Below are 22,656 nucleotides of genomic sequence, written 5' to 3'. Positions count from 1 at the left end.
TTATTCTGCTTCAAAGAATCCCATCCAACCCAATTCGGCAAATTCACTCACATGCGCATGGAACATGTATTTTCCCGGATAAGGAAAACGCACCTCCAGAATGCCGCGCTCACCCTGGCATTGCATTATCGTATCCGTAAATTGAGAGGGATTGTCACTTCTTCCAGTCGGATAATAAGTAAAATAGTTAGCATGAAGGTGGAAAGAGTTAATTAAATCAAATTCCGTTAAGTTACTTAGATAAATTCGGACAAGTTGATCTTTTTTCACTTTAATTGGATGGTTCATGAAGGCAAAAGCATACCCGTTTACAGTGTAGAACTCATTTTCTCCATCTAGATCTAAATCGAATCCATTCATGACTATGTTCAGCTCAAGAGCCTCTTCCCTAGGTTTTTTTGGATCAATTATGAAATTCCCATATAATCCTTTATGAATATGACGGGCAAGCGGCAATACGTGACAATGGTATACCTGCATTCCATATGGCTTGGCTTCAAACTCATAAGTAAATTTATCCCCTGGGTAAATCGGATCAAGACCATCCATTTCTGGAGGATGAATGCCGTGGAAGTGAATAGAGTGAGGATGGCTACCCTGATTGGTGAAATGAAAACGAAGCAAGTCACCTTCCGTACATCGAAAAGTAGGACCAGGTATTGTCCCGTTATATGTCCAGCCTGGAAATTTAATGCCTTTCGCGATTTCAATTTCTTTGTCAATAGCGACAACTTCATATTCTCTTAGGGTCTGGCCATTTGGCAGCACACTGGCTTTCCCGTAATCGAATGTAGTAAGTAATCTTTCAGCCATTAAATAACCGGATGTTTTGGTTAAGTCAGTCATATTACTATGGTTCATATGAACATGATCATTTTTACCGTTCGTTTCAGCTTTAACCCTTGGCGTAAGAGGTGTAACTTTATTTAAAAAATAACTGCCTGCTAGACCCAAAGCCCCTGCTGATCCTATTTTTAGAATATCCCTTCTTGATACTTTGTCATTTACGGACATGTGTAACCCTCCCATTTCATCATCGACTTACTGTTCTCTCTATTTTTGAAACCCTCTCCTGTTTCCACTTTAAGTTTTCACCCTAGGTCCGAGACCTCTTTTCACAAGCAATAAAAATTGCAGAGTCCATCATCTATTTGTTCTGATGAATTAAACCCAACCAAAATAATAAACCGCTTGTGCAATAATGAAAGTAACACCAAGTGCAATGACAGTAGGAATGATAAAGGCCATAAAAGTCCACTTTTTGCTTTTTGTTTCTTTGTAAATATTGATCAGTGTCGTTCCGCAAGGATAATGCAGCAATGAAAATAGCATCATATTTAAAGCTGTCAGCCAAGTCCAATTATGCTCGGTGAAAATCTGTTTTATATTTTCAATTCCACCCGCATCGACTAATTCTCCAGTTGAAAGGTATCCCATTAACAGGACAGGCAACACGATTTCATTTGCTGGTAAACCAATTATGAATGCCATCAAAATATACCCATCCAACCCCACCATTTGCCCTAGCGGGTCCAAAAATTGCACCAAATGAAGCAAAACACTTGTGCCGTTAATATCGATATTCGCCAGGACCCAGGTCAAGATCCCTGCTGGTGCGGCAATCTTAACAGCACGTTTCAGGACTGAAAGTGAATTGTTCAAGGAAGAACGAAGAACTGTATCAAAGATTTTCGGCTTTCTATATGGCGGCAATTCCAGTGTATAGTGAGTAGGAATGCCTTTTAATAACGTTTTTGATAGAATCCAAGAAACAGAGAAAGTGACAATAATTCCAAATAATACGATTCCGACAATGACGGAAGTCGTTACGAGAGATTTTATCCCTCCTGTAAAATTGGCTGCCATAAACAATGAAGCAAGTAAAATCAGTGTTCCCCACCTGCCATTACAAGGGACGAAGTTGTTTGTCAAAATCGCCAGCATCCGTTCACGTGGAGATTCGATAATCCTCGTTGACATCATTGCTGCTGCATTACACCCAAATCCCATTGCCATCGTGAGCGACTGCTTCCCATGTGCTCCTACAGTTTTAAAAAGGCGGTCCATATTAAAAGCAACTCGAGGCAGATACCCATAGTTCTCTAAAAGAGCAAACGTTGGGAAAAAAATAGCCATAGGTGGCAGCATTACACTGATGACCCAGGCAGTGCCCCGGTAAAACCCCAGCACCAGCACCCCGTGCAGCCACTCAGGAGCGTTCAGCATCTGGAAGAGTATCGTAATGTACCCTTCTAGCCATCCAAAAAAATCTGCAAGCATAGAGGAAGGAATATTTGCTCCGGCAATGGTTAAGTAAAATACAGTTCCCAGCATGAGCAGCATGATCGGAAATCCCCAAATCGGAGATGTCAATATCGCATCCAAGCGCTCCGTTCGCTGATCATGTTTGGTTTTGGTATATGCCACTCCTGCCTCTATATATTCTCTGCTATTCTGATAGAGAGCTTCTACAATCCTGTCACGTGTTTTCGATGAAGAAATTTTCTCAGCTTGCTCGAAAAGATCCACAAGCATCTGTTGTTGTTCATACCCGAGATTTCCCATTAGCTTAAGACCTCCTTCATCAAATGCCTATCCCTCAATTCGTCCAGCAGTTTCTTATCCCCATCCAACAGCCTTAAAGAGAGCCATCTGGCTGGAATTTCATCCCCAAAAACCTTTTGCACCATTGGTAAAAGTGAATCTATTTTTTGTTCAGTTTCTTCATCATATTTAATGGTCACCGGCGAACACGGAATAACCCCGGTCACTACCCTGTCGATTGTATCTACCAGCAGCGGCAGACCTGTTTTGTTTCTTGCTGAAATTTTAATAACAGGAACTCCTAAGCGCCTCATGAGGATTTTCTCATTGATCTTGATGCCCATCTTTTCAGCTTCATCAATTAAGTTGATACACACAATTACTTTTTCAGTAAGCTCCATGACCTGCAATGCCAAATTCATATTCCGTTCGAGAGCAGTTGCGTCCAAAACGACAACAGTCAGATCTGGTTTTTCAAAAACAATGTAGTTCCGTGCGGTTTCCTCATCAAGCGAATTAGAAAAAAGGGAATACGTACCCGGCAGGTCTATCATCGAAAAAGATTTCCCGTTATATAAAAATGAACCTTCTTTAATATCAACTGTTTTCCCGGCCCAATTTCCTGTGTGCTGCTTTAGACCAGTCAAAGTATTAAACAGTGTGCTCTTCCCGGTATTAGGGTTACCCGCTAATGCAATCCTAAAGCGTTTACTCATGGTTGATCAGCTCCCCTTCAATGCTTAGACTCTCTTCTTTTCTTAATGCGATTGATGTGCTGGATACACGATAAGCAATTGGGTCGCCTAATGGACTTTTTCTGATGACTTCAACTATGGCCCCAGGCACAAAACCCAAGTCAAGCAGCCTTCTTCGCATTGTCCCTTCTAAAGAAAGATTTGAAATTTTGATTAAATCGCCTATTTCCCCTTCGAACAAACTTAAATTTTTAGTCCGAGCCATCTCTTTTTCCTCCATACCATAAATTTTGCCCAGGGCAACTTTTGTTTTTTATTATATGTTCATATGCTCATATTGTCAAAAAGTTTGTGATATAGCGTTTTTTATTAGCATTAGCAGAGATAGCAAGGAATTAACTATGTGATAACCTGAAAAATAATATAGAAATATAACAATTCATCTTCAACTGTCATGGACTACCTCAATATTTAATAAGAAAAAATCCTTCCTTAAAGAATTCCGAGCAAACAAAAAGCCTGCAGGAAAACCTGCAAGCTTTGTTTTGCATCCTAATGATGCAATGCATGATCGATTGTTTGTTTAAGCACTCCCATTACATGTTCGTCATCGCAAGAATAAATCATGGAAGTACCTTCCCTGCGATATTTAACTAACCTTAGGTTCTTCAGGAATCTTAGCTGATGGGATACAGTGGATTGAAGCAATTGCAGCTGCTCAGCAATTTCATTTACCGACTTTTCCTCACTGGCAAGCAGGTAAAGAATTTTTATTCTGGTCGGATCAGAAAGAGCTTTGAATGTCTGGGAAACAATAAATAATGTTTCTTCATCCAACGTACCTTTCGATACCATGAAATCATCTTCAGCATCGTTTTTCTTCAATGGTTTCACCTCAACGGCTTTTATCCAAAATTATAGCATATCAGGTTATTAACTAACATTTATGCTAAATAGAAATACCTAAATCCATAGCTTCATTTAATGTGCCGCAGTCATCAGAGTAATATAGGCTATAAACACAAATAATATTCCGCCTATGATGGACAATAGCACAGAGTTCTTTCTAGTAAAGCTAAATACCATTAACATCACGACAATAGCCGATAACACTCCGCCAGCTAAAAAGGAAAAATCTATGTTCAATTTCACTGCTCCATCCGCTGGGAATGGATGAAACCCCTTATACAACTGTGAATATCCCTCTGTATGAATCATTGTTTCGATATCATGCGGCGGGGATTGAATGCTCAGAGCACCAGTCACAATAAATATCAAAGTTACAAATATGCTTTCTGCCTTCATCCATTTTATGGTTGTGGGACATGGATTTTCCGCTTGTTTTTTCATCAAGATTCCATTGATGAATGCAAAAACCAATAGAGGCATGATTAGTATATGCTTAACTAATAAAGCCTGACCATATGGCAGCATCCAAGAAGAGACGTAATTTTTTGGATCCACAACCAGCTTCATGCTCATAAAACCACTTACAATGATGAAAATCAGGCAAAGAATCGCTGCAGGAGTGAACCAGGACAAATACTTGCCCCAGTTACGCAGGTCTTTAGAGAAGAAAGAAACAATCAATAATATCCCTGTCCAAACCGTGACCCCAAGAAAATGGATCGTGTGGGATGTCAGGCCATACCAAAATGATAAACTTGCGGCATGGCTTGCATAACCCACTGCAATGACAAGCAAGAGAACTAGAAAAGTTTGAATATACCTGGATTTCTTAAATAAAATCAAAAAATATAAAAGCAGTCCTGTCCATGAAGTGAACATCCAAGCCTTCCCCACTTCAAAATCATATAGAACTGATTTTAATGTTTGCCAAAATCCTAATGCTTCAATAAAGTAGAAAATCACTTGAACTAATGGTCCGATTGAAGCAAAGATGATTCCCAGGATTGAAAGAAAATACACTGCCCTTGGAATGTCAATCGCTGGTTTATGATTTTCAGGTACGAGTTGAAAAATCATAGCCCCAACTAAAATGGAAAAGGAGAGGTACAAAACAGTTTCAGATACTATTAGATAAAAGGTCATTTTTTACCCTTTCTGAATACAAAGAATGCCATTACTAATATAGTTAAAGCTGCCAATGGCAAAAACCACTTTTGGAAGTGTGAGTTCACTCTCTGATTTTGTTCGTTTTGAGCCAAAGTGTCTTCTTCCTTATTTTGCTCTTGAGCCTCCTGCTCTATGTCTTCAGTTTGGTTCTCGGTTTCATCCTCTTTGTTTGAAGGTTCATTTTGAGATTGATCAGGTACTTGAACGGTAAAAGAAATGGTTCCCTCCAAAGGATGGCCATCTGCTCCAACTATTTTCCAAGTCGCCTTATACCGGCCATTTTCCAATGGTTTATCGAATTTCCCTATCAATTGATCTTCTTCAATCGTTATATTTTCCACTTTAACAGTCTCATAATTATTCGTTAGAAAAAGTTCACCAATCGTTTCAATTTCTGTTTCAAAAGTGATGTCGATCATTTCAAGAGGTTCCTCTACAACTTCCCCTTCTGCCGGGTTGGATTCTTTGGTATAAGAGTGGGCGAAGACCTCAATATCTGGATTAAAGCATAAAAAAATCAGAATAAATGTCATGAAACTCTTTTTCATAAGAGGAAACCTCCAACTTCTGTTAATGAACGATCATTTCAGTTTAGGCATGTTGTGCATCTTCTGCCTGTTATATGCACAATAATAGTATACATTTTTGACCTTATAAAATATATTTTTCATAAAAAAGCCCACATTCATGATTCCAAATGCGGGCACCTTGCTCAAATTAATCTTTCATTAAAACGATTTTTTGGTACATTCCACTGAATAATAAATCCTTCTTCTCTATTAGTCTTATACTCTTCGTTCCATCCGAGATGGACTCAAACGACAAACCAATATCTGTACCTAATAATCTAATCAGTGGCCGGATTAATCTCTTCGTTAGCGGAAGATTTTTTTTACCGTCAGCAAACTTATCAAAAATAACGACCTTTCCATCGCTCTTAGTGACTCGAACCATCTCTTCAAAGGCCTTTCTGCCATCGGGAACGACAGTCAATAGTAAGCTGCCAATGACATAATCAAATGCATTGTCTGGAAGGTTCATGTGTTGTGCATCCATTTGGATAAAATCAATCTTTTCGCCTTCGTACTTCCTTCTTGCCTGGTTCAGCATGTCTTCTGAAAAGTCTATGGCTGTTATTTTGAGGCTGTCATAGGGAACCTGATCGATATCAGCACCCGTTCCAACCCCTACGAAGAGCACGCTTTCTCCCTCTTTGAAATCAAGATCTTGAAATACTCGCTTCCTAGCTTCTAAAAATAGTCCGGAATTGAAAAAGTAATCATAGATGGGGGACCAAATTTTATAGATGAATTGATTCCAATTATTATTCATCTGATTACCCCGTTCGTAAAATTATTCTTTTACCCTCAAAAGCCGCAAGCCGTTTAACGTTACAATGAGAGTAGCCCCCATGTCGGCAAATATAGCGATCCACAGTGTTAGCCATCCAGGTATGACAAGCAGGAGTGCGACAAGCTTGATGACCAAGGAGAAGGTAATGTTCTGCTTGATGATTGTTAAGGCTTTTCTGCTGAGTTTGATCGTGAACGGCAGTTTCTTGAGATCGTCGCCCATAAGAGCTATATCTGCGGTTTCCAATGCCGTATCAGTCCCTGCCCCTCCCATGGCAATTCCTACTGTTGCAGAAGCAAGGGCAGGTGCATCATTGACTCCATCTCCAACCATGGCCACTTTACCATGTTCATCACGCAGTTTTTTAATAAATGCCAATTTATCCTGTGGAAGAAGTTCCGCTTCAATGTCAGACACTCCGACCAATTCTCCAATGGCATTTCCAGTCCCTTTATTATCACCTGTCAGCATGATGGTTTTCTTAATACCGAGTTCATGAAGTCTGGAAATAGTCGACCTGCTGCTTTCCCTAACTTCATCTGCTACCGCAATCAGTGCAAATATACCATCTGTGGTGCCCACCACCATTACTGTTTTTCCTTGGATCTGCAGTTCATTAATCCTTTGGCTGATTTCTTGTGAAATATTATTACCTAACAGCTCTTCGAATAACTTTGGATTGCCAATATAGTAAGTTAATCCTTTTATCGTTCCTTGAATCCCTTTTCCCGTAATCGATGAAAAATCCTCCACAACTACATCTTTGAAAGAAATTTCTTTTTCGGCTGCTTTTTTTAGAATCGCCGAGGCAAGAGGATGCTGGGAATTGTATTCTAATGCAGAAGTGATACTCAGCAGCTCGTTTTCATTTTGCTGTTGATCAAGCAGTACATAATCAGTAACTGCAGGTATTCCTTTTGTTAGAGTACCTGTTTTATCAAATGCGATCGCCTTAAGCGCACCCGTTTCCTCGAGGTATACCCCGCCTTTGATTAATACTCCATTTCTTGCTGCATTTCCTATTGCAGTTACAATGGCTACAGGCGTTGAAATGACAAGTGCACAAGGACAACCGACAACAAGAACAGCAAGACCTTGATAGATCCATTCACTCCAGTCAGCCTGGAATAACAGTGGAGGAACAATTGCCACCAATACGGCAACTAGTATAATGACAGGTGTGTAGTATTTCGCAAATTTATCAACAAAAGCCTGCGATGGAGCCCTTTCCGCCTGCGCTTCCTCTACCAGATGGATGATTTTCGCGATTGTTGTATCATCGACCCTTTTTGTTACTTCGACTTCCAGTAAGCCTTCTGTATTCAATGTACCTGCGAAAACATCATCATTCACTGATTTTTCCAGCGGTACTGATTCTCCAGTAATGGCTGCCTGGTTGACGGATGAATATCCTTTAACCACGGTGCCGTCCATGGCAATTTTTTGCCCTGGCTTTACGATCATGATATCACCGATTTGGATATCATCTACTTTAATCAAAAGTTCCTGCCCATTGCGACGGATCAGAGCTTCTTTCGGCGCGATATCCATTAATGAACGGATCGATGCCCGCGCCTTATCCATGGAATACTTTTCAAGCGCTTCAGAGATGGCAAATAAGATAACGACTACTGCCCCCTCACTCCATTCGCCGATAAACCCAGCACCGATGATGGCAATCGTCATGAGAGTTCTCATATCAAATTCTAATCGGAACAGATTTTTCAAGCCTGTTTTAAATAAAGAAAATCCCCCGATTACGATGGCTGCCAGAAAAGCAGTAATAGTGGGCAAACCCTCTTCGCCATTAATTGATTGAGAGACATATCCTAATATCACAAACAGCAATGAAGCCAAAACCGTGGAATATTCCTTCCAGAATGGTTCTTTTTTCTTCGGTATGATTTCTCCTTTTTCAGGATAGATCTTTAAGTTTTCAAAGGCACCTGCTTCTTCCAGCTTTTCAATCGTTGTATCTCCATACACGGTTATTTTTGAGGCACCGAAGTTTACACTTGCATCCAAAACACCATCCAGGTGCTTTACGTTCTTTTCGAACGTTCTGGCACAGCCCGCTCAGGAAAATCCTTCGATACGATAAACCGTTTTCTCTGCATTAAGATTCTGTTCCAAAGTTTCACTCAAGGCTGCTCAACTCCTTTTGGTGTTCAAATGCGATGCTGATCAATTGTCTTACATGGTCATCTGTCAGGGAATAAAAAACCAGCTTCCCTTCTTTCCTGTATTTAGCCAATCCCATGTTCTTAAGAAGCCGTAAGTGATGGGATGCAGTCGCTGTCGAAGCCCCGACAATATGGCCCACATCACATACACAAAGCTCATCCTCTAAATATAGAGAGTAGGCTATTTTCATTCTGGTATCATCGGATAAGGCCTTAAAAATCTTGGCAACATCCTTTGTCACTTCAGGATTGAGTATCGCCTTAACTCGATTGACCCTTTCCTGATCCACACATGCCACCTGGCATACATCGATTTCCTTCACAAAACCACCTCGCAGTGAATATATTCAAATATATGTTTGAGTGTATTATATTCAAAAGTACGTTTGAATGTCAAAACTTTTATCATAAAAAACCCTTTTCTGCTGATACAGGAAAGGGTTCTTAAAAAACTATTAAATACAAAGCAAAATCTCCTTTATTAATAAACACCTAAATCAATGAAGGAGATTTTGTTATTTTAAATTATCTTATTGTTTTCTCACTACCAGAATTGATCTTGAATAAATGAATGATGATTGTTCCCAAGAATACGGCAATTAAAATACTGAAAAAAACTAATTCATCTAACTGGAAACCGAATGCATTGAATATCATTTTTAATGCAATAATAGCAATCAATACAAATGCTGTTGTTTCTAATTCAGGAATTTTTTCAATCAACGCTAGAAACAATTGAGCTACACCACGCATCATTAAAATTCCTAACATCCCACCTAAAAATAAGACCCAAACTTGATTCGATACCCCGAATGCCGCTATTACACTGTCGATACTAAAAGCAATGTCCATCAGTTCAACTGTTAGGACCGTTCTCCAGAATCCCATTGGTTTATTCTGAACTTCGTTTTCCTCTTCATTTTTCTTTATAAAATTTTGAAAGACAATCCAAAGGAGATAGTGACCTCCCACGATTTGGATCCAATCAATTTGAATTAACGAAACCCCTATTCCGATTGCTAAAATGCGGAATATGTAGGCACCAATTATCCCGTAAAACAGTGCTTTCTTTCGTTGTGCCGGTGGCAAATGTTTTACCAAAACCGCTAACACTAATGCGTTATCAGCGGATAGTAAACCCTCCAGTATAACAAGAGTTCCAATAACTCCCCAGCTGGCAGGATCAGAAAATACTCTTACCAGAGCATCTAGTGAAAAAAATGTATGATAACTATTTATTATTTCTAGCAGGAACTCCATTCGTACGTTTTTCTCCTTTTCATTTGGTTATTTTAATACTATTTAAATTTTCATTTAAATATTCGTTCTATGAAATATTTAAATACATTAACCTAACCCATGCTTGTATACGGAAAAAACCTAATTAATAGAAAAAGAGAAGGCTAGCCTTCTCTTTAGGTGAGTGCATTCGATATTAAATACTTATACAACCGCGCTGTCCCACTTCTTTTCGTCCTGAACAAACAGGATGCCTAATTCGTGATGATCGCCTTCATAAAGGGCCCTTTGGACAAAGCGGATTTGCCCGTTTGTGTCGAGGACTTCCAGTTTACAGTGTGCCCTGTTTCGCGAGAGTGCTTCATAAAATGATTTTTCGTCGCGGACATTCGTTCCGTTTACCTTTGTGACGAGCTCGCCTACTGCAAGAGCCATCTTATCGGCTGGTGATTCTGGCAGTACGCCCAAAATCATGACACCATGGTTCTTTTTCGAAAAATAGAACGGCCTGTTCTCCTCCTGCATTCTCTGTGCAAATGTCAGCGCTTCGCGGCCGATCATCGCAATCGCCGCGACTGCAATTGATGCAATCGGGAACCAGTATCCAGCCACTGCTATAAGTGTGAGAAGAATTCCCAGTCCCAGAACCCGGTTTCCCTGTTGCTGGATGGCTTCTTTCGGGAGCATTCCCTGAATTTGCTGATGCATGCCAATCGCGAACGGAACGAGAATCAATGAATATGTATTGTCACCCAATGTAAACACCGGCCACCATTCGAATGGCAGCGTAAGCACAGTGCCCGGAACAAGCAGGAATGCCGGCACGACCCAAAGGCGTCTTGCTTCGTGGACACCGACCGTCTGGCCCCGCTTACTTTTAATCAACTTTGGAGAAGTTTCCTTTTTTCCATTTCGCAAGATCAGGAAGCCTTCGCCAATCGTTATTAACGCTAAAAGAATCGCAATCGATGGATAAATCTTCTCGTCGAGATTTGAAAATAAGTCTCCAATCAATGGCAGATTGATATTTTTACCTGAAAGGAATATCAATGCAAAAAACGCGGCGCCAATTGTATAAGCAGGCGTCAGCAGCCTGAAACGCGTGGTCATCATGATCAGCAGAGTGAATGTCCCAATCAAAATAACTGCTGCGAATGGAATCGCAACTCCTGCTGCAATCATTGCAATCGATATAATCAGACCTAGAAGCAGCCCAAGCGGAAACAGCTGCCTGAGTTCAAAAAAAGCATCCTTCGCCCTGACTGTAAAGTTCTTCCGCTCCCGCTTCACACGCGATACACCCAGTAACGCAGCAAAAAATATAGAAAAATAGAACACAGGGTGAAGCAGAAGCTTACCCGATCCTTTTAAAAGTTCAACGAACCAATCCTGTGCCACCCCTATGTCACCATCCTTTGAATTTACTAGTCATATTAAGCTTATTCTATCAAATCTGCTGGTTAAAACCTATCAATAGTTTTGGAATCCTGATGGGATTTTTTTCATTACAGCAAATTGCGGAGTGTTTTCTACCTTGTGGGGGCTAATCTCTACGATATTCGGTTTATTCGCTAGCGTAGTTGGGGAATCTCTACAATATTCGGATTAATCTCTACGAAATGTAAAATAATCTCTACAAGGTACTATTTATTCTCTACGAAAATTGCATTATTCTCTACGAATTAATGGATATCCTCTACTTTTACCAAAATAATACAAAAAGAGCTGCACCAAGTTCAAAGTGCAGCCCTTTCCAATTATTTCGCCAGCAGCCTCAAGGCAGTCTGCAGCTGGATGTCGTTCTCTTCTTGTTTCATTGCTTGTCTTGCAGCATCCTCCAAGGCGGTTGCTGTTTTGGCATCGATCACGCCTGTTACATCCATTCCTTTTTTACGCTGGAATGCTTTGACGGCGATTTCGGTCATATCACTGAAATAGCCGTCTGTGCGGCCTGGCTCAAACCCTAGGCCCGTGAGGATTTCCTGGGCATTTTCCACTTGCTCACTGTTCATATCCCGCATGAGCGGCTTTTCCACTTGTATCGGGTGGGTATCATACAAAGCGGGCTGGTTAACCGGTACGCTAGGCTCGATTCCTTTCTTATGAATCCAGTTCCCATCCGGCGTCAGCCATTTGTACAGTGTCAGCTTGATATTGCTGCCGTCCCCCATTGGCACAGCCTGCTGGACAGTTCCTTTGCCGAAGGTTTTTTCTCCGATAACAGGGTAGCCTCCAGCTTCCTTGAGTGCACCCGCTAAAATTTCTGACGCCGATGCAGACCCTTTATCCGTCAGCACGCCAATCGGGTACTCTTTTACTTTTTCAAGGTTAGAGAAATACCGAGTCTTTTCACCGCTGCGTTCTTCGATTTGATAGAGCGGCTTCTCTTTGGAAATTAATTCACGTAAAATTTCTTCGACGCTGGATAGCAATCCGCCTGGATTTCCACGCACATCGATCAGAAGTGCATCCATACCATCTTTTTCAAGCGCCTTAAGCTCTTTTTTGAATTCCTTGGATGTATCCTCCGAGAATGAGGTAATCTCTAAGTAGCCAACCTTTTCCCCATTTACCTTTTTCATGTCAGCATGGACCGTTATCTGAGGAATCTCATCCCGGATCACTTTTACCTGCAAAGGCTCTTTCAAGCCTTTCCGTTCAATCTCCAATACAACGGGCGTTCCTTTTTTTCCACGGATTTTCAGAGTTGCCTCATATAGATCAAGCCCTTCAATGCTTTCACCATCTACCTTCAAAATCTGGTCATTCGGTTTCAACCCTGCTTTTTCCGCCGGTGAATTCTTGAAAGGCGATACAATCACAATCTTCCCGTCCACCGAGCTAACCTCTGCACCAATCCCTTCGAAAGATGATTCCAGTGTCTGATTGAATTGCTTCGCCGTTTCCTTGTCCATATAAACAGAATATGGATCCTCAAGGGTAGAAAGCATACCCTGGATTGCACCTTCCACCAGCTTCTCTTCTTCGACTTTTTCTACATAGCTATTAAAAATCAAACTGTATGCCTGCTCGACTTTTTCAAGGCTGTCAGGATTGCTGGACTCCGCATTTGGCTGCGAAGGAACAATCTGGCGTTCCAATACCCCCGCCTTGCTCTCGTACCATTGCATCCCAGCATATGTACTCCCCGCACCTGTCAGCAGCGAGCCCATCATCAAAAAGGCAATCCACTTCCGTTCCATTGCCAAACTCCTCCCTGTTTACCGCATCAACTGCTACTCTGCCGTAAAAATTTTCTATGATTCCCATTATATGATGAAGAGGGACAGGGTATGAAGGATTAATTATTTATAGGTAAACGCTACTTATGCAGAAAAAAACCTGTAAAGGCTGGTATTAGCTTTTTACAGGTTCTCTTTCAATAATCGCATCACATTTGACAATCATTGTATTTAAAGATGTCATGAGGTCGATATTATAAAATTGATTCAGCTTTCGGCCAAACCGATCCTTAAATACCCTCACTACTGGGCGCTGAGGATATTGATTATTATAAGCAACCACTACACCACTTTCACCGGTATTCAAGATCACGGTAACACCAATTGGGTAAATAGCAATCGCATTTTTAAACGCTTCTACTACCTGATGATCATATCTTGTAAAAGTACGAGCAACGATGATCTCCATAGCTTCATGCGGCAGCATACTCTTGCTGTTAATTAAATAATCAAAAGCCTCTGCAACTGCAATAATTTTTGCATATAAGTGAATATCCTGACCTTTTAATTTTCTTGGAAATCCCGATCCATCCACATGCTCATGATGCTGGTATGCACAATGTGCAACCAGGAGGTGCAGACTTGATTCTTTTCTAAGAGCTTCGAACGCTAGTTCAGGATGCTTCTCCCATTCTTTACGATTCTCTTTCGTTACACCTTCCATTTGAAGCTTACCAATATCATGGAATAGTGCTCCTAGACCTAGAATATGCAATTCCTTTTCTTTAAGGCCAAGATGCCTTCCCATTGTTAATGAATAAAGACCCGTATTAATAGAATGATCAAAGGTACTATCTATAGACGATTGCATATGGCTTAATAAATTCAAAAGGTGCTTGGATGAGTTCATTTCTTTCATGATTTGGCTGAAAACTTCAGACATATTTCGAATTGAATTTACCCGGCCTAGAGCATTATTCTTTCCTATTTTCCCTTCTTGAAGCGTGCTGAAGACTTCACTTAACTTTTGGATGGCCACAAATCGCAGCTTGGGCGTCAAATCATCATTCACTTCGATATCTTCTGTAATCTCAGATTTAACATAGATATGATGGACATTTTTATCCTTAAGCCTTTGAATAAAGCTTTCCGTCAATACACTGCCCGCACTTAACAATGTACGGCTGCTTTGATCAAATATAGGCCTTGCAAGGATTAATCCTTCCTCACAGTTATGTATTGAAACCAATCTCAAAATGTCCACCCCGAATCATTTTAGGAAAATATACCTACTAAAAATTTTAACTTATGGTTTAAAATTGTCAACAAACTATTCAAAAACCATTATTTACAAGTTTCATAGGTTCATATCCGGGAAAAATAAAAAGGAAGAGACTTAAGTCTCTTCCCATTAATTACATCATTGATTGTGGATTGATTGCATTTGACTTAGAAGCATTCCATGAACCTCTATGAAGTTCGAAGTGCAAATGCTGTCCATATGATTGTCCAGTGTTCCCCATAATGCCGATTCTCTGGCCTTTTGAAACCACTGCACCATTGCCTACTGCACGTGAGCTCATATGAGCATATACAGTTGTGTAAGTTTGTCCATTAATGGAGTGAGCTACGAAAATAGCATTTCCATAACTAGATGAATAATAAGAGCGAATTACGACACCGTCCGCTGCTGCGACAATAGGTACCCCGCTTGCTTTATTAGCTATATCAATTCCTGCATGGAATGTACCCCAACGCTGCCCTAAACCAGATGTGATACGACCGTTAGCAGGCATCATAAATGCTCCACCGGATACTGGTGGTGCAACTTGTACAGTTGGTGCAGGAGCAGAGCTTCCACCATTCTTTGCAGCTTCTGCTGCTCTTTGTTTTTCTAATTCCGCCTGACGTGCACGTTCAGCAGCAATTGCCGCCTGCCTTTGTTGTTCAAGTTGAATCGCTCTTTGGATGGCAGAGGCCTGTGCAGCCAGAATTTCAGCTTGCTCAGCGACTTCTAGCATCTCTCCATGCATTTGTTCCTCTTCATGCTTTAGTTCTTTCATAAGTTCATTCTTTTCGGCGATCTGGCCGTTAAGCTTGACTTTAAGTACCTCTAAATCTTTTTTCATCTGTTGAAGTTGACCAAGTTTGGTTTCAACTTGCTTTGTCTTTGTTTCAAGTTCTACCTTGTCTTTTCGGTGTTGTTCAAGGATGTCTTTATCCGCTTGGACAATTGTTGTTACGGCATTTACACGGTCCACAAAGTCACTAAAGCTCTGAGCCCCAAGGAGAACATCCATATAACTTACCGTTCCACCATTTTCCTGGAATGAACGCGCTTTATCTTTAAGTAATTCATTTCGCTTATTAATTCGCTCTGTTAGTACAGCGACTTCTACTTTTAATTTTTCAATTTCAGCAGTTGTTTGAGTGATTTCAGCATTTTTTGATTGAATATCCTTTTCTGCCTTTCCAACCGCAAAATCTAATCTCTTAACTTCTGATTTCAGCTGATCTTGTTCACCTTTGAGTTCGCCAATTTTAGCCTTTTTCTGTTGGATTTCTGCGTTCAAGTCAGACTTCTCGTTTAAAACTTCCTGCTTCTGATCTTTTAAATCTGATATTTTACCTGCTGAAGCATAATTTATTGGGCTTACAAAAGAACCCAGGCTTAAAGTACTGACTACTGCTAGTGAGAGTATCTGTTTTTTCACTAGAACCTTTCCCCTCTCTTACTCATGATAGTTTCGTAACTTTGTCTTTCTATCTATCGTCTATTTGTTATGTAATTTTTAGGGTAAGTTTCCGGAATATTCCGGAAACAACCCTATTACACTCTCAAGAACTTGCGGACGGACATGAGACTTCCCCAGATCCCAATTGCAGCTCCCATTATGATCAGGATTGCTGATAACTGGTAAACAAACGGATTAAATTCCAATAGTTTAATAAAATGATCCTTTAACTTCTCATTCAAGAAGTCGTAAGCATAATAATAGGCAGCAGAAATAACGGCAATCGGCACAAGGGCTCCAAGAACTCCTAACCAGAGACCTTCGAGGAAAAATGGCCATCTGATAAATCCGTTAGTTGCACCTACTAGCCTCATGATCTCTATCTCACGTTTACGTGCCATGATTGTAATTTTTATCGTGTTGGAAATTAGGAACATGGCTGTGAAAAGAAGGCCGACAATCAGGACAAGTCCAACGTTCCGGCTCACTTTAATGAAACTGAACAGCTGCTCTACCTTGCCCTGTCCATATTTAACGGTTGCTACATAATTTAATCTCTCGATCTGTTTCGCGACTTTCATTGTATCGGTTGGATTTTTCGTCTTTACGACGAACACATCGTTTAAAGGATTGTCTTGTTCGAACAGCTGAAAAGCTTCCCCTTCATCTCCAAGGCTTTCTATCAAACTCTCAAGCTCTTTTTCCTTTGGAGAGTAGGTCACACTTTTAATATCAGAAATCCGGTTGATTTGCTGTTCCAATACATCTTTATCTTTGTCGTTCGCTGCTACATCCACATGGACTCGGATCTCTACATCTTCCTCGATTGTGGTTGCGACTTTATTCAAATTCATCATAATGACGAAAAAGACACCGACCAAAAGCAAGGTAACTGTTACGGCACTTACGGATGCAAACGTCATCCAGCCGTTCCTGCCTAAGCTCTTAAAGCTTTCCCGGACATGGCGGCGAAATGTTCTAGCTTTCATATCCGTATTCACCTTTCATTTCGTCACGGGCAATCCTGCCATTTTCAATCGCGATGACGCGATGCTTGATTGTGTTGACGATTTCTTTGTTATGGGTTGCCATGACAATCGTGGTTCCCCTCATATTGATTTCTTCAAATATGTTCATAATTTCCCATGAAGTATCCGGATCAAGGTTTCCTGTCGGCTCATCGGCAATCACCACTTTTGGTGCGTTCACAATTGAACGAGCTATGGCAACACGCTGCTGCTCCCCGCCTGAAAGCTCAGTAGGAAGTGCTCTTGCTTTATGCTTAAGTCCAACCAGCTCCAAAGTTTCCAAGACACGCTTTTTAATATATTGAGGCTGTTCCTCGATAACTTCCATTGCAAACGCGACATTTTCATAGACTGAAAGAGTCGGCAGCAATTTGAAGTCCTGGAACACGACACCAATATTCCGGCGCAGCAGTGGCACTTTGCTATCCTTAAGCTTTGCCAGATTGACACCATTAATAATGATGGATCCTTTTGATGGCTTCACTTCTCTGTACATCATTTTTATGAAAGTGGATTTTCCAGCACCGCTGGGTCCCACTACGTATAAAAATTCACCTGCATCTATATGAACATTAATCCCGTTCGCGGCAACGATGCCGTTGGGATATGTTTTGTAAACATCCTGCATATCAATCATTTTTGTATCACCTTAGATAGTTAGTCTTATCACTCGGCTAAACTTCGACAATTTGTAACAAACCTATTATAGCATCTCCGTCTAGTAAAAAAACCTATAAATTTATTACAGTTTCTTTTCAAATTAGTATTTTTTATCCATTTACTTCCTCGAGTGCTAATCAATACTAGTATTTTTACCATAATTTTCACTAGTTATTTAGCGAGTTACCTTTAGGGATCTATGTTTAATGGTATTTTCAAGTAAATTAAATGTTCAGTTTCATTTCATTTATGTAACACCGGTTTGACAAAATATGTATGAATAAATTGTGAAGCTTGCTGAATTGCTTAATAATTTGGCGATTTTATAGTAATGTATAAAGCCAGCATTTCCCCTGTTTTTATATTGGAAAAAGCGAAAGAAAAAAACGTCCCAGAATTCAGGACGTTTCCTTTGTAGAACTTATTTTTTGTTTGCCAGCCATTCTGCGACTGCAGAAGCATCGTCGCCTTCAAGTAATTTTGGAGGCATTGAACCTTGACCATTTGCAATGACGCCTTCAATGTCTTCCTTGGAGAGACGAGATCCTACGTCACTTAACTTCGGTCCCACGCCGCCTTCAAGATTGCCGCCATGGCAGCTTGAGCATTTCTGGTTAAAAAGTTTTTCCGGATCTGCACCAGCTGTATCTCCGCCGCCTGCTTCGTCCCCGCCGCCGCAAGCTGCCAGTGCTAAGGAGGTACCCATTAGTAGAGCCAATAATTTCTTCTTCAACTTAACTCCCCCTAAGAAAATTTTGCATACACGACTATTTTATACCAGATTCAGGTCCTTTTAAAACCCTCCCCCAATACCTCTGAAGCATCCATAACAATGACAAATGCAGCAGGGTCAATGGATTGAACCAATTGTTTCAATTTTGTGAACTCCGTCTGGTCCACCACACACATGATAATTGGTCTTTCTTGGTCGGTATAGCCGCCGTATGCTGATAGTTTTGTCACACCACGGTCAATTTTATTCAGAATGGCTTCACGAACTTCATCCTGACGATTGGTAATGACCATCGCCATCTTGGAACGCCCAATTCCTACCTGTACAAGGTCTATTGTTTTGCTGGTGACATATAGGCCGATAAGTGCATACAGACCTCTTTCAATATCAAAAACAATCGCAGCAGACAGCACGATCAATCCATCAATCAAAGCCACACAGGTCCCAAGAGAGAGACCAGTGTATTTGTGGATGATTTGAGCTGCCAAATCCGTTCCGCCAGTTGAGGCGTTCCCTCTAAAAACAATCCCAAGCCCCAGGCCGACTCCAATGCCGCCGAATAATGATCCAAGCAATGGATCTAGCGTCCACGGCTTAACGTCACTGGTCAGAAACACTACAAATGGAAGGAAAATCGTCCCTGCAAGAGTTTTATACCCATATTGACGTCCTAGTAAAACAACCCCTGCAATAAACAAAGGTATATTGAAAGACCACTGCACATAGGCCGGCACCCAGCCAAGCGTCGCATCCAAAATCGTACTGATCCCGCTCACCCCGCCGGAAGCAACCCGGTTCGGCAGCAGGAACACATTGAATGAAACCGCCACAATCCCAGAACCAATGAGCACATATAAATATTCAAAAAGCTTTTCTATAGTTGGATTTGATGTATGATTACGCCTTTTTTTCAAAGTCCTATCCCCTTTTTACATTTATGCCGTCAGTGAGTATAGCATGTGTCGAATTTTCTGTAAACGCTAGTAGTGCGCCGTGTTAAAGGGTGAAAGACGTGCTGCGGTAATCATCACCCTCTGACTTCATTTCCTCTACCCTAATAATAAAAACAACCCGACTTATTCATTTTGCAAGTAGAACTTTTGCAGGAATTAGCTTGTTTGTGAATTTATGAACAATTATTGACGTTTTTTAAAATACCCTTACCCCTAGTCGTACTTTGTGATATATTTCACGTATAAGGAGGCGATCACATGATTAGTCTTTCCTGTATAGAAAACATTTTATCAAAAACTTGCTCACTACCGTATGTCAGCATCTGGCCAGACTGAAGTTTACGGTGTGGGGGACAAAATCACAAATTACTGACTTGCATATATATTTTTCAGAAAGAGGGTAATCATTATGGCTAAAAAAGTTGTTATTGTAGGTGGAGTTGCTGGGGGTGCTACAACAGCTGCTCGTTTAAGAAGATTGGATGAACAGACAGAAATCGTGATGATCGAACGCGGTGAATATATTTCTTTTGCAAACTGCGGGCTTCCTTATTATATCGGTGGTGCGATCCAGGAGCGCGATGCATTGCTTGTGCAGACCGTTGAAGGCATGTCCAGGAAATTCAACATGGACATCCGCAATCTGAGTGAGGCGACTCGAATTGATCGTGAGCGCAAAGTGGTTGAAATCAAGAACCTGAAAACAGGCGAAACATATGAAGAAAGCTACGATGTTCTGGTTTTATCACCAGGCGCCAGCCCAATCAAGCCTCCTATTCCAGGTATTGATGAGGCTGAAGCATTGTTCACGCTTCGCAATATTCCTGACACGGATAAAATAAAAGCTTATGTGGATGAGCAAAAGCCGAAGAAAGCAACAGTCATCGGCGGCGGCTTCATCGGCGTTGAAATGGCTGAAAACCTTTGGGAACGCGGTATTGAAGTGACACTCGTTGAAATGGCAAACCAGATAATGGCGCCAATCGACTTTGAGATGGCCTCTATTTTACACCAGCATGTTCGTGAAAAAGGCGTGAACCTTGTACTTGAAGATGGCGTGAAGTCATTCGAAAAGAACGGCAAGCTGATCAACCTGAACAGCGGAAAGCAAATTGAAACTGATCTGGTTATCCTTGCGATTGGTGTGGCACCTGAGAACAAGCTAGCTAGGAATGCTGGACTTGAACTTGGTCTTCGTGGAGCAATCCGGGTGAACGAACGCCTTCAGACGGCGGATGATAGCATTTATGCAATCGGAGATGCAATTGAAGTAAAAGACTATATCAATGGGCAGGCAACTCACATTCCGCTTGCATGGCCAGCCAACCGCCAGGGCCGCATCGTTGCTGACCAAATCAACGGCATCGATTCCAAGTATCAGGGCACTCTTGGCACATCAATCGCGAAGGTGTTCGACATGACCGTTGCAGCAACTGGCAATAATGAGAAGACATTGAAGCGGCTTGGCATCTCTTATGATGTCGTGCACGTTCACCCAAGCTCTCATGCTGGATACTATCCAGGCGCCTTCCCAATCGCGCTAAAATTGATTTTTGACCGCGAGACAGGAAAAATCTTCGGCGCGCAAGCTGTATCGTATGATGGTGCAGACAAACGCATCGACGTTTTGGCTACTGCAATCAAAGGCGGCATGACCATTTTTGACTTGCCGGATCTTGAACTTGCTTACGCACCTCCATACTCTTCTGCAAAGGACCCAGTCAACATGGCGGGTTATGCAGCGAAGAATATCGCGGAAGGTCTGGTGGAAACCGTTCAATGGCATGAAATCAACGAAATCCTGGCTAAAGGCGGGTATCTGATCGACGTCCGTGAACCAATCGAACGTGATATGGGCATGATTGAGGACTCTGTAAATATCCCGCTTGGCGAGCTTCGCGAACGCCTCGATGAAATTCCTGTTAAAGAAGTATATGTATATTGCCAGGTCGGCCTACGTGGTTACCTTGCAACTCGCATTTTGATTCAAGCTGGATTCAAGGTGCGCAACCTGGATGGCGGCTACAAAACTTACTCTTGTGTGTATGAGCCGGACGCCAGCGAAAACTGGGGTACGCCAATCAGTGATAATGGGGTTGCACAACGCAATCACGCGATGGAAGAGATTGCTGCGGGTGCTGCTGAGGCAAGCGTTGGGATGGCCGTTGAGGCAGCTACGGTTGCTCAGGCAACAACTGCACCAGTAGCTGAAGCTCGAATTGCACCGCCGACTGTGAAGACTACACTTGACGCTTGCGGACTGTCTTGCCCGGGACCGATCATGAAGGTATATAAGACAATCGGCGACATGCAGAACGGCGAAGTACTTGAGGTTCACGCAACTGACCCAGGATTCGCGAAGGATATCAAGGCATGGTGCGAGAAGACGGGCAACAAGCTTGTTAGCAACAAGTTTGAGGATAAGAAGTTCAAAGCGCAAATCATGAAGGGCAATGTGGTGGTGCCCGTGAATACAGTTGCTGCTCCGGTGGAAGTTCCGACTGGCGTTCCTGCTAAAAATGGCGCTACGATGGTTGTTTTCAGCGGCGACCTTGATAAGGCAATCGCAACCTTCATCATCGCATCCGGCGCGGCGGCGATGGGCAAAGAAGTCACTCTGTTCTTCACCTTCTGGGGACTGAACATCCTGAAGCGCAACGACGCGCCATCCACCGAAAAAGACATGATGGCGAAAATGTTCAGTATGATAATGCCAAAAGGCGCTGGCGACCTGCCACTGTCCAAGATGAACATGGGCGGCATGGGAGCCAAGATGATCAAAACCGTCATGGCCAACAAAAACGTCGACAGCCTCGAAATCTTGATGAAAAACGCCATGGATGCCGGAGTGAAACTCGTAGCCTGCGGCATGAGCATGGACATCATGGGCATTGCAAAAGAAGAACTCATCGACGGAGTTGAAATTGGCGGCGTCGCAGCCTTTCTCGGCGATGCTGAAGATTCTGGGTTGAATTTGTTTATATAATATTTTGGGAGCGGCCTTCCTTGGGGAGGCTGCTTTTTTTGCCAGCAGCATGCCAACGGGCTTGTGGGGTTGTTGAAAAAAGGTAATTTGCCTATGGTTTTTCCTTATTACGGCAAAACGAGAGATTAAGTCCTTTACGAGAGAGATTAATATAATAATCCGAGAGATTATATGATGAAGCTGAGAGATTCTGGCTACTTGTCGAGAGAATAACCTAATTTAGTGAGAGATTCTATTTTTCAGAACTCGAATTTGCAACTCATCCTTTTACAAAGCAGGATTTTTGTAC

The 22,656-nt window shown here is 41.7% G+C and carries 20 protein-coding genes; 1 reads left to right on the top strand and 19 read right to left on the bottom strand.

All coding sequences use genetic code 11. The features are described 5' to 3' along the window. The 19 genes from ACXAEA_RS03810 to ACXAEA_RS03720 all read right to left on the bottom strand — a co-directional run bounded on the left by ACXAEA_RS03810 (position 1) and on the right by ACXAEA_RS03720 (position 19,342). Positions 1-1,014 (bottom strand): multicopper oxidase domain-containing protein, encoded by a 1,014-nt coding sequence (locus ACXAEA_RS03810; protein WP_475094609.1) that lies wholly within the window; start codon positions 1,012-1,014, stop codon positions 1-3. 150 nt (positions 1,015-1,164) lie between these two features. Next, the gene (locus ACXAEA_RS03805; protein ID WP_475094608.1) at positions 1,165-2,565 is read right to left on the bottom strand and encodes a nucleoside recognition domain-containing protein; all 1,401 of its coding nucleotides are present in this window, start codon (positions 2,563-2,565) and stop codon (positions 1,165-1,167) included. Further along, positions 2,565-3,260 (bottom strand): FeoB small GTPase domain-containing protein, encoded by a 696-nt coding sequence (locus tag ACXAEA_RS03800; protein WP_475094607.1) that lies wholly within the window; start codon positions 3,258-3,260, stop codon positions 2,565-2,567. Before ACXAEA_RS03800 ends, ACXAEA_RS03805 begins: the two co-directional genes overlap by 1 nt. Continuing rightward, positions 3,253-3,504, bottom strand: a complete 252-nt coding sequence (locus tag ACXAEA_RS03795) for a FeoA family protein (RefSeq protein WP_475094606.1) — start codon at positions 3,502-3,504, stop codon at positions 3,253-3,255. The genes ACXAEA_RS03800 and ACXAEA_RS03795 overlap by 8 nt, the downstream gene beginning before the upstream one ends. Before the next feature lie 287 nt (positions 3,505-3,791). Beyond that, complete coding sequence (locus ACXAEA_RS03790) at positions 3,792-4,094, bottom strand: ArsR/SmtB family transcription factor (RefSeq protein ID WP_475098051.1); 303 nt, start codon at positions 4,092-4,094, stop codon at positions 3,792-3,794. A gap of 126 nt (positions 4,095-4,220) precedes the next feature. Then, on the bottom strand, positions 4,221-5,225 hold the full coding sequence (locus tag ACXAEA_RS03785; protein ID WP_475094605.1) for a copper resistance D family protein: 1,005 nt from the start codon (positions 5,223-5,225) through the stop codon (positions 4,221-4,223). Between the two features lie 62 nt (positions 5,226-5,287). Beyond that, positions 5,288-5,863, bottom strand: coding sequence for a copper resistance CopC family protein (locus ACXAEA_RS03780; protein ID WP_475094604.1), 576 nt, complete (start codon positions 5,861-5,863; stop codon positions 5,288-5,290). Between the two features lie 169 nt (positions 5,864-6,032). After that, positions 6,033-6,647 carry a class I SAM-dependent methyltransferase gene (locus ACXAEA_RS03775; RefSeq protein ID WP_475094603.1) on the bottom strand — a complete coding sequence of 205 codons (615 nt, stop codon included), beginning with the start codon at positions 6,645-6,647 and terminating at the stop codon, positions 6,033-6,035. Between the two features lie 21 nt (positions 6,648-6,668). Next, on the bottom strand, positions 6,669-8,813 hold the full coding sequence (locus tag ACXAEA_RS03770; RefSeq protein ID WP_475094602.1) for a heavy metal translocating P-type ATPase: 2,145 nt from the start codon (positions 8,811-8,813) through the stop codon (positions 6,669-6,671). Then, on the bottom strand, positions 8,806-9,174 hold the full coding sequence (locus ACXAEA_RS03765) for an ArsR/SmtB family transcription factor (RefSeq protein WP_475094601.1): 369 nt from the start codon (positions 9,172-9,174) through the stop codon (positions 8,806-8,808). The genes ACXAEA_RS03770 and ACXAEA_RS03765 overlap by 8 nt, the downstream gene beginning before the upstream one ends. Before the next feature lie 202 nt (positions 9,175-9,376). Continuing rightward, positions 9,377-10,111: a TerC family protein gene (locus ACXAEA_RS03760; RefSeq protein ID WP_475094600.1), complete on the bottom strand. Its 735-nt coding sequence runs from the start codon at positions 10,109-10,111 to the stop codon at positions 9,377-9,379. A 183-nt stretch (positions 10,112-10,294) separates the two neighbouring features. Next, the gene (locus ACXAEA_RS03755) at positions 10,295-11,488 is read right to left on the bottom strand and encodes a PDZ domain-containing protein (protein WP_475094599.1); all 1,194 of its coding nucleotides are present in this window, start codon (positions 11,486-11,488) and stop codon (positions 10,295-10,297) included. Positions 11,489-11,847: 359 nt separating this feature from the next. Next, positions 11,848-13,293 carry a S41 family peptidase gene (locus ACXAEA_RS03750; protein ID WP_475094598.1) on the bottom strand — a complete coding sequence of 482 codons (1,446 nt, stop codon included), beginning with the start codon at positions 13,291-13,293 and terminating at the stop codon, positions 11,848-11,850. A 154-nt stretch (positions 13,294-13,447) separates the two neighbouring features. After that, positions 13,448-14,527, bottom strand: coding sequence for an HD-GYP domain-containing protein (locus ACXAEA_RS03745; protein ID WP_475094597.1), 1,080 nt, complete (start codon positions 14,525-14,527; stop codon positions 13,448-13,450). 160 nt (positions 14,528-14,687) lie between these two features. Next, positions 14,688-15,986, bottom strand: coding sequence for a murein hydrolase activator EnvC family protein (locus ACXAEA_RS03740; RefSeq protein WP_475094596.1), 1,299 nt, complete (start codon positions 15,984-15,986; stop codon positions 14,688-14,690). Positions 15,987-16,102: 116 nt separating this feature from the next. After that, positions 16,103-16,996, bottom strand: coding sequence for a permease-like cell division protein FtsX (ftsX, locus tag ACXAEA_RS03735; RefSeq protein WP_475094595.1), 894 nt, complete (start codon positions 16,994-16,996; stop codon positions 16,103-16,105). Continuing rightward, on the bottom strand, positions 16,986-17,672 hold the full coding sequence (ftsE, locus tag ACXAEA_RS03730; RefSeq protein ID WP_475094594.1) for a cell division ATP-binding protein FtsE: 687 nt from the start codon (positions 17,670-17,672) through the stop codon (positions 16,986-16,988). Before ftsE ends, ftsX begins: the two co-directional genes overlap by 11 nt. Positions 17,673-18,116: 444 nt before the next feature. Then, a complete protein-coding gene (cccB, locus tag ACXAEA_RS03725; protein WP_475094593.1) occupies positions 18,117-18,428 on the bottom strand; it encodes a cytochrome c551 in 312 nt (103 codons plus the stop codon). A 50-nt stretch (positions 18,429-18,478) separates the two neighbouring features. Then, positions 18,479-19,342 carry a YitT family protein gene (locus tag ACXAEA_RS03720; RefSeq protein ID WP_475094592.1) on the bottom strand — a complete coding sequence of 288 codons (864 nt, stop codon included), beginning with the start codon at positions 19,340-19,342 and terminating at the stop codon, positions 18,479-18,481. A gap of 448 nt (positions 19,343-19,790) precedes the next feature. Between ACXAEA_RS03720 and ACXAEA_RS03715 the strand changes: the two genes are divergently transcribed. Further along, a complete protein-coding gene (locus ACXAEA_RS03715; RefSeq protein ID WP_475094591.1) occupies positions 19,791-22,367 on the top strand; it encodes a CoA-disulfide reductase in 2,577 nt (858 codons plus the stop codon). The last annotated feature ends 289 nt before the right edge of the window (positions 22,368-22,656 follow it).

The organism is Mesobacillus sp. ABV4_180 (assembly GCF_056158485.1).
Note: the sequence above shows the minus strand (reverse complement) of the source record. Positions and strands in the feature narration are given on the sequence as shown.

Coding starts and splice junctions, on each gene's coding strand:
- ACXAEA_RS03800 (WP_475094607.1), bottom strand. CDS start 3,260: ATGAGTAAACGCTTTAGGATTGCATTAGCGGGTAACCCTAATACCGGG.
- ACXAEA_RS03715 (WP_475094591.1), top strand. CDS start 19,791: ATGGCTAAAAAAGTTGTTATTGTAGGTGGAGTTGCTGGGGGTGCTACA.
- ACXAEA_RS03795 (WP_475094606.1), bottom strand. CDS start 3,504: ATGGCTCGGACTAAAAATTTAAGTTTGTTCGAAGGGGAAATAGGCGAT.
- ACXAEA_RS03785 (WP_475094605.1), bottom strand. CDS start 5,225: ATGATTTTTCAACTCGTACCTGAAAATCATAAACCAGCGATTGACATT.
- ftsX (WP_475094595.1), bottom strand. CDS start 16,996: ATGAAAGCTAGAACATTTCGCCGCCATGTCCGGGAAAGCTTTAAGAGC.
- ACXAEA_RS03805 (WP_475094608.1), bottom strand. CDS start 2,565: ATGGGAAATCTCGGGTATGAACAACAACAGATGCTTGTGGATCTTTTC.
- ACXAEA_RS03750 (WP_475094598.1), bottom strand. CDS start 13,293: ATGGAACGGAAGTGGATTGCCTTTTTGATGATGGGCTCGCTGCTGACA.
- ACXAEA_RS03775 (WP_475094603.1), bottom strand. CDS start 6,647: ATGAATAATAATTGGAATCAATTCATCTATAAAATTTGGTCCCCCATC.
- ftsE (WP_475094594.1), bottom strand. CDS start 17,672: ATGATTGATATGCAGGATGTTTACAAAACATATCCCAACGGCATCGTT.
- ACXAEA_RS03760 (WP_475094600.1), bottom strand. CDS start 10,111: ATGGAGTTCCTGCTAGAAATAATAAATAGTTATCATACATTTTTTTCA.
- ACXAEA_RS03810 (WP_475094609.1), bottom strand. CDS start 1,014: ATGTCCGTAAATGACAAAGTATCAAGAAGGGATATTCTAAAAATAGGA.
- ACXAEA_RS03790 (WP_475098051.1), bottom strand. CDS start 4,094: ATGGTATCGAAAGGTACGTTGGATGAAGAAACATTATTTATTGTTTCC.
- ACXAEA_RS03780 (WP_475094604.1), bottom strand. CDS start 5,863: ATGAAAAAGAGTTTCATGACATTTATTCTGATTTTTTTATGCTTTAAT.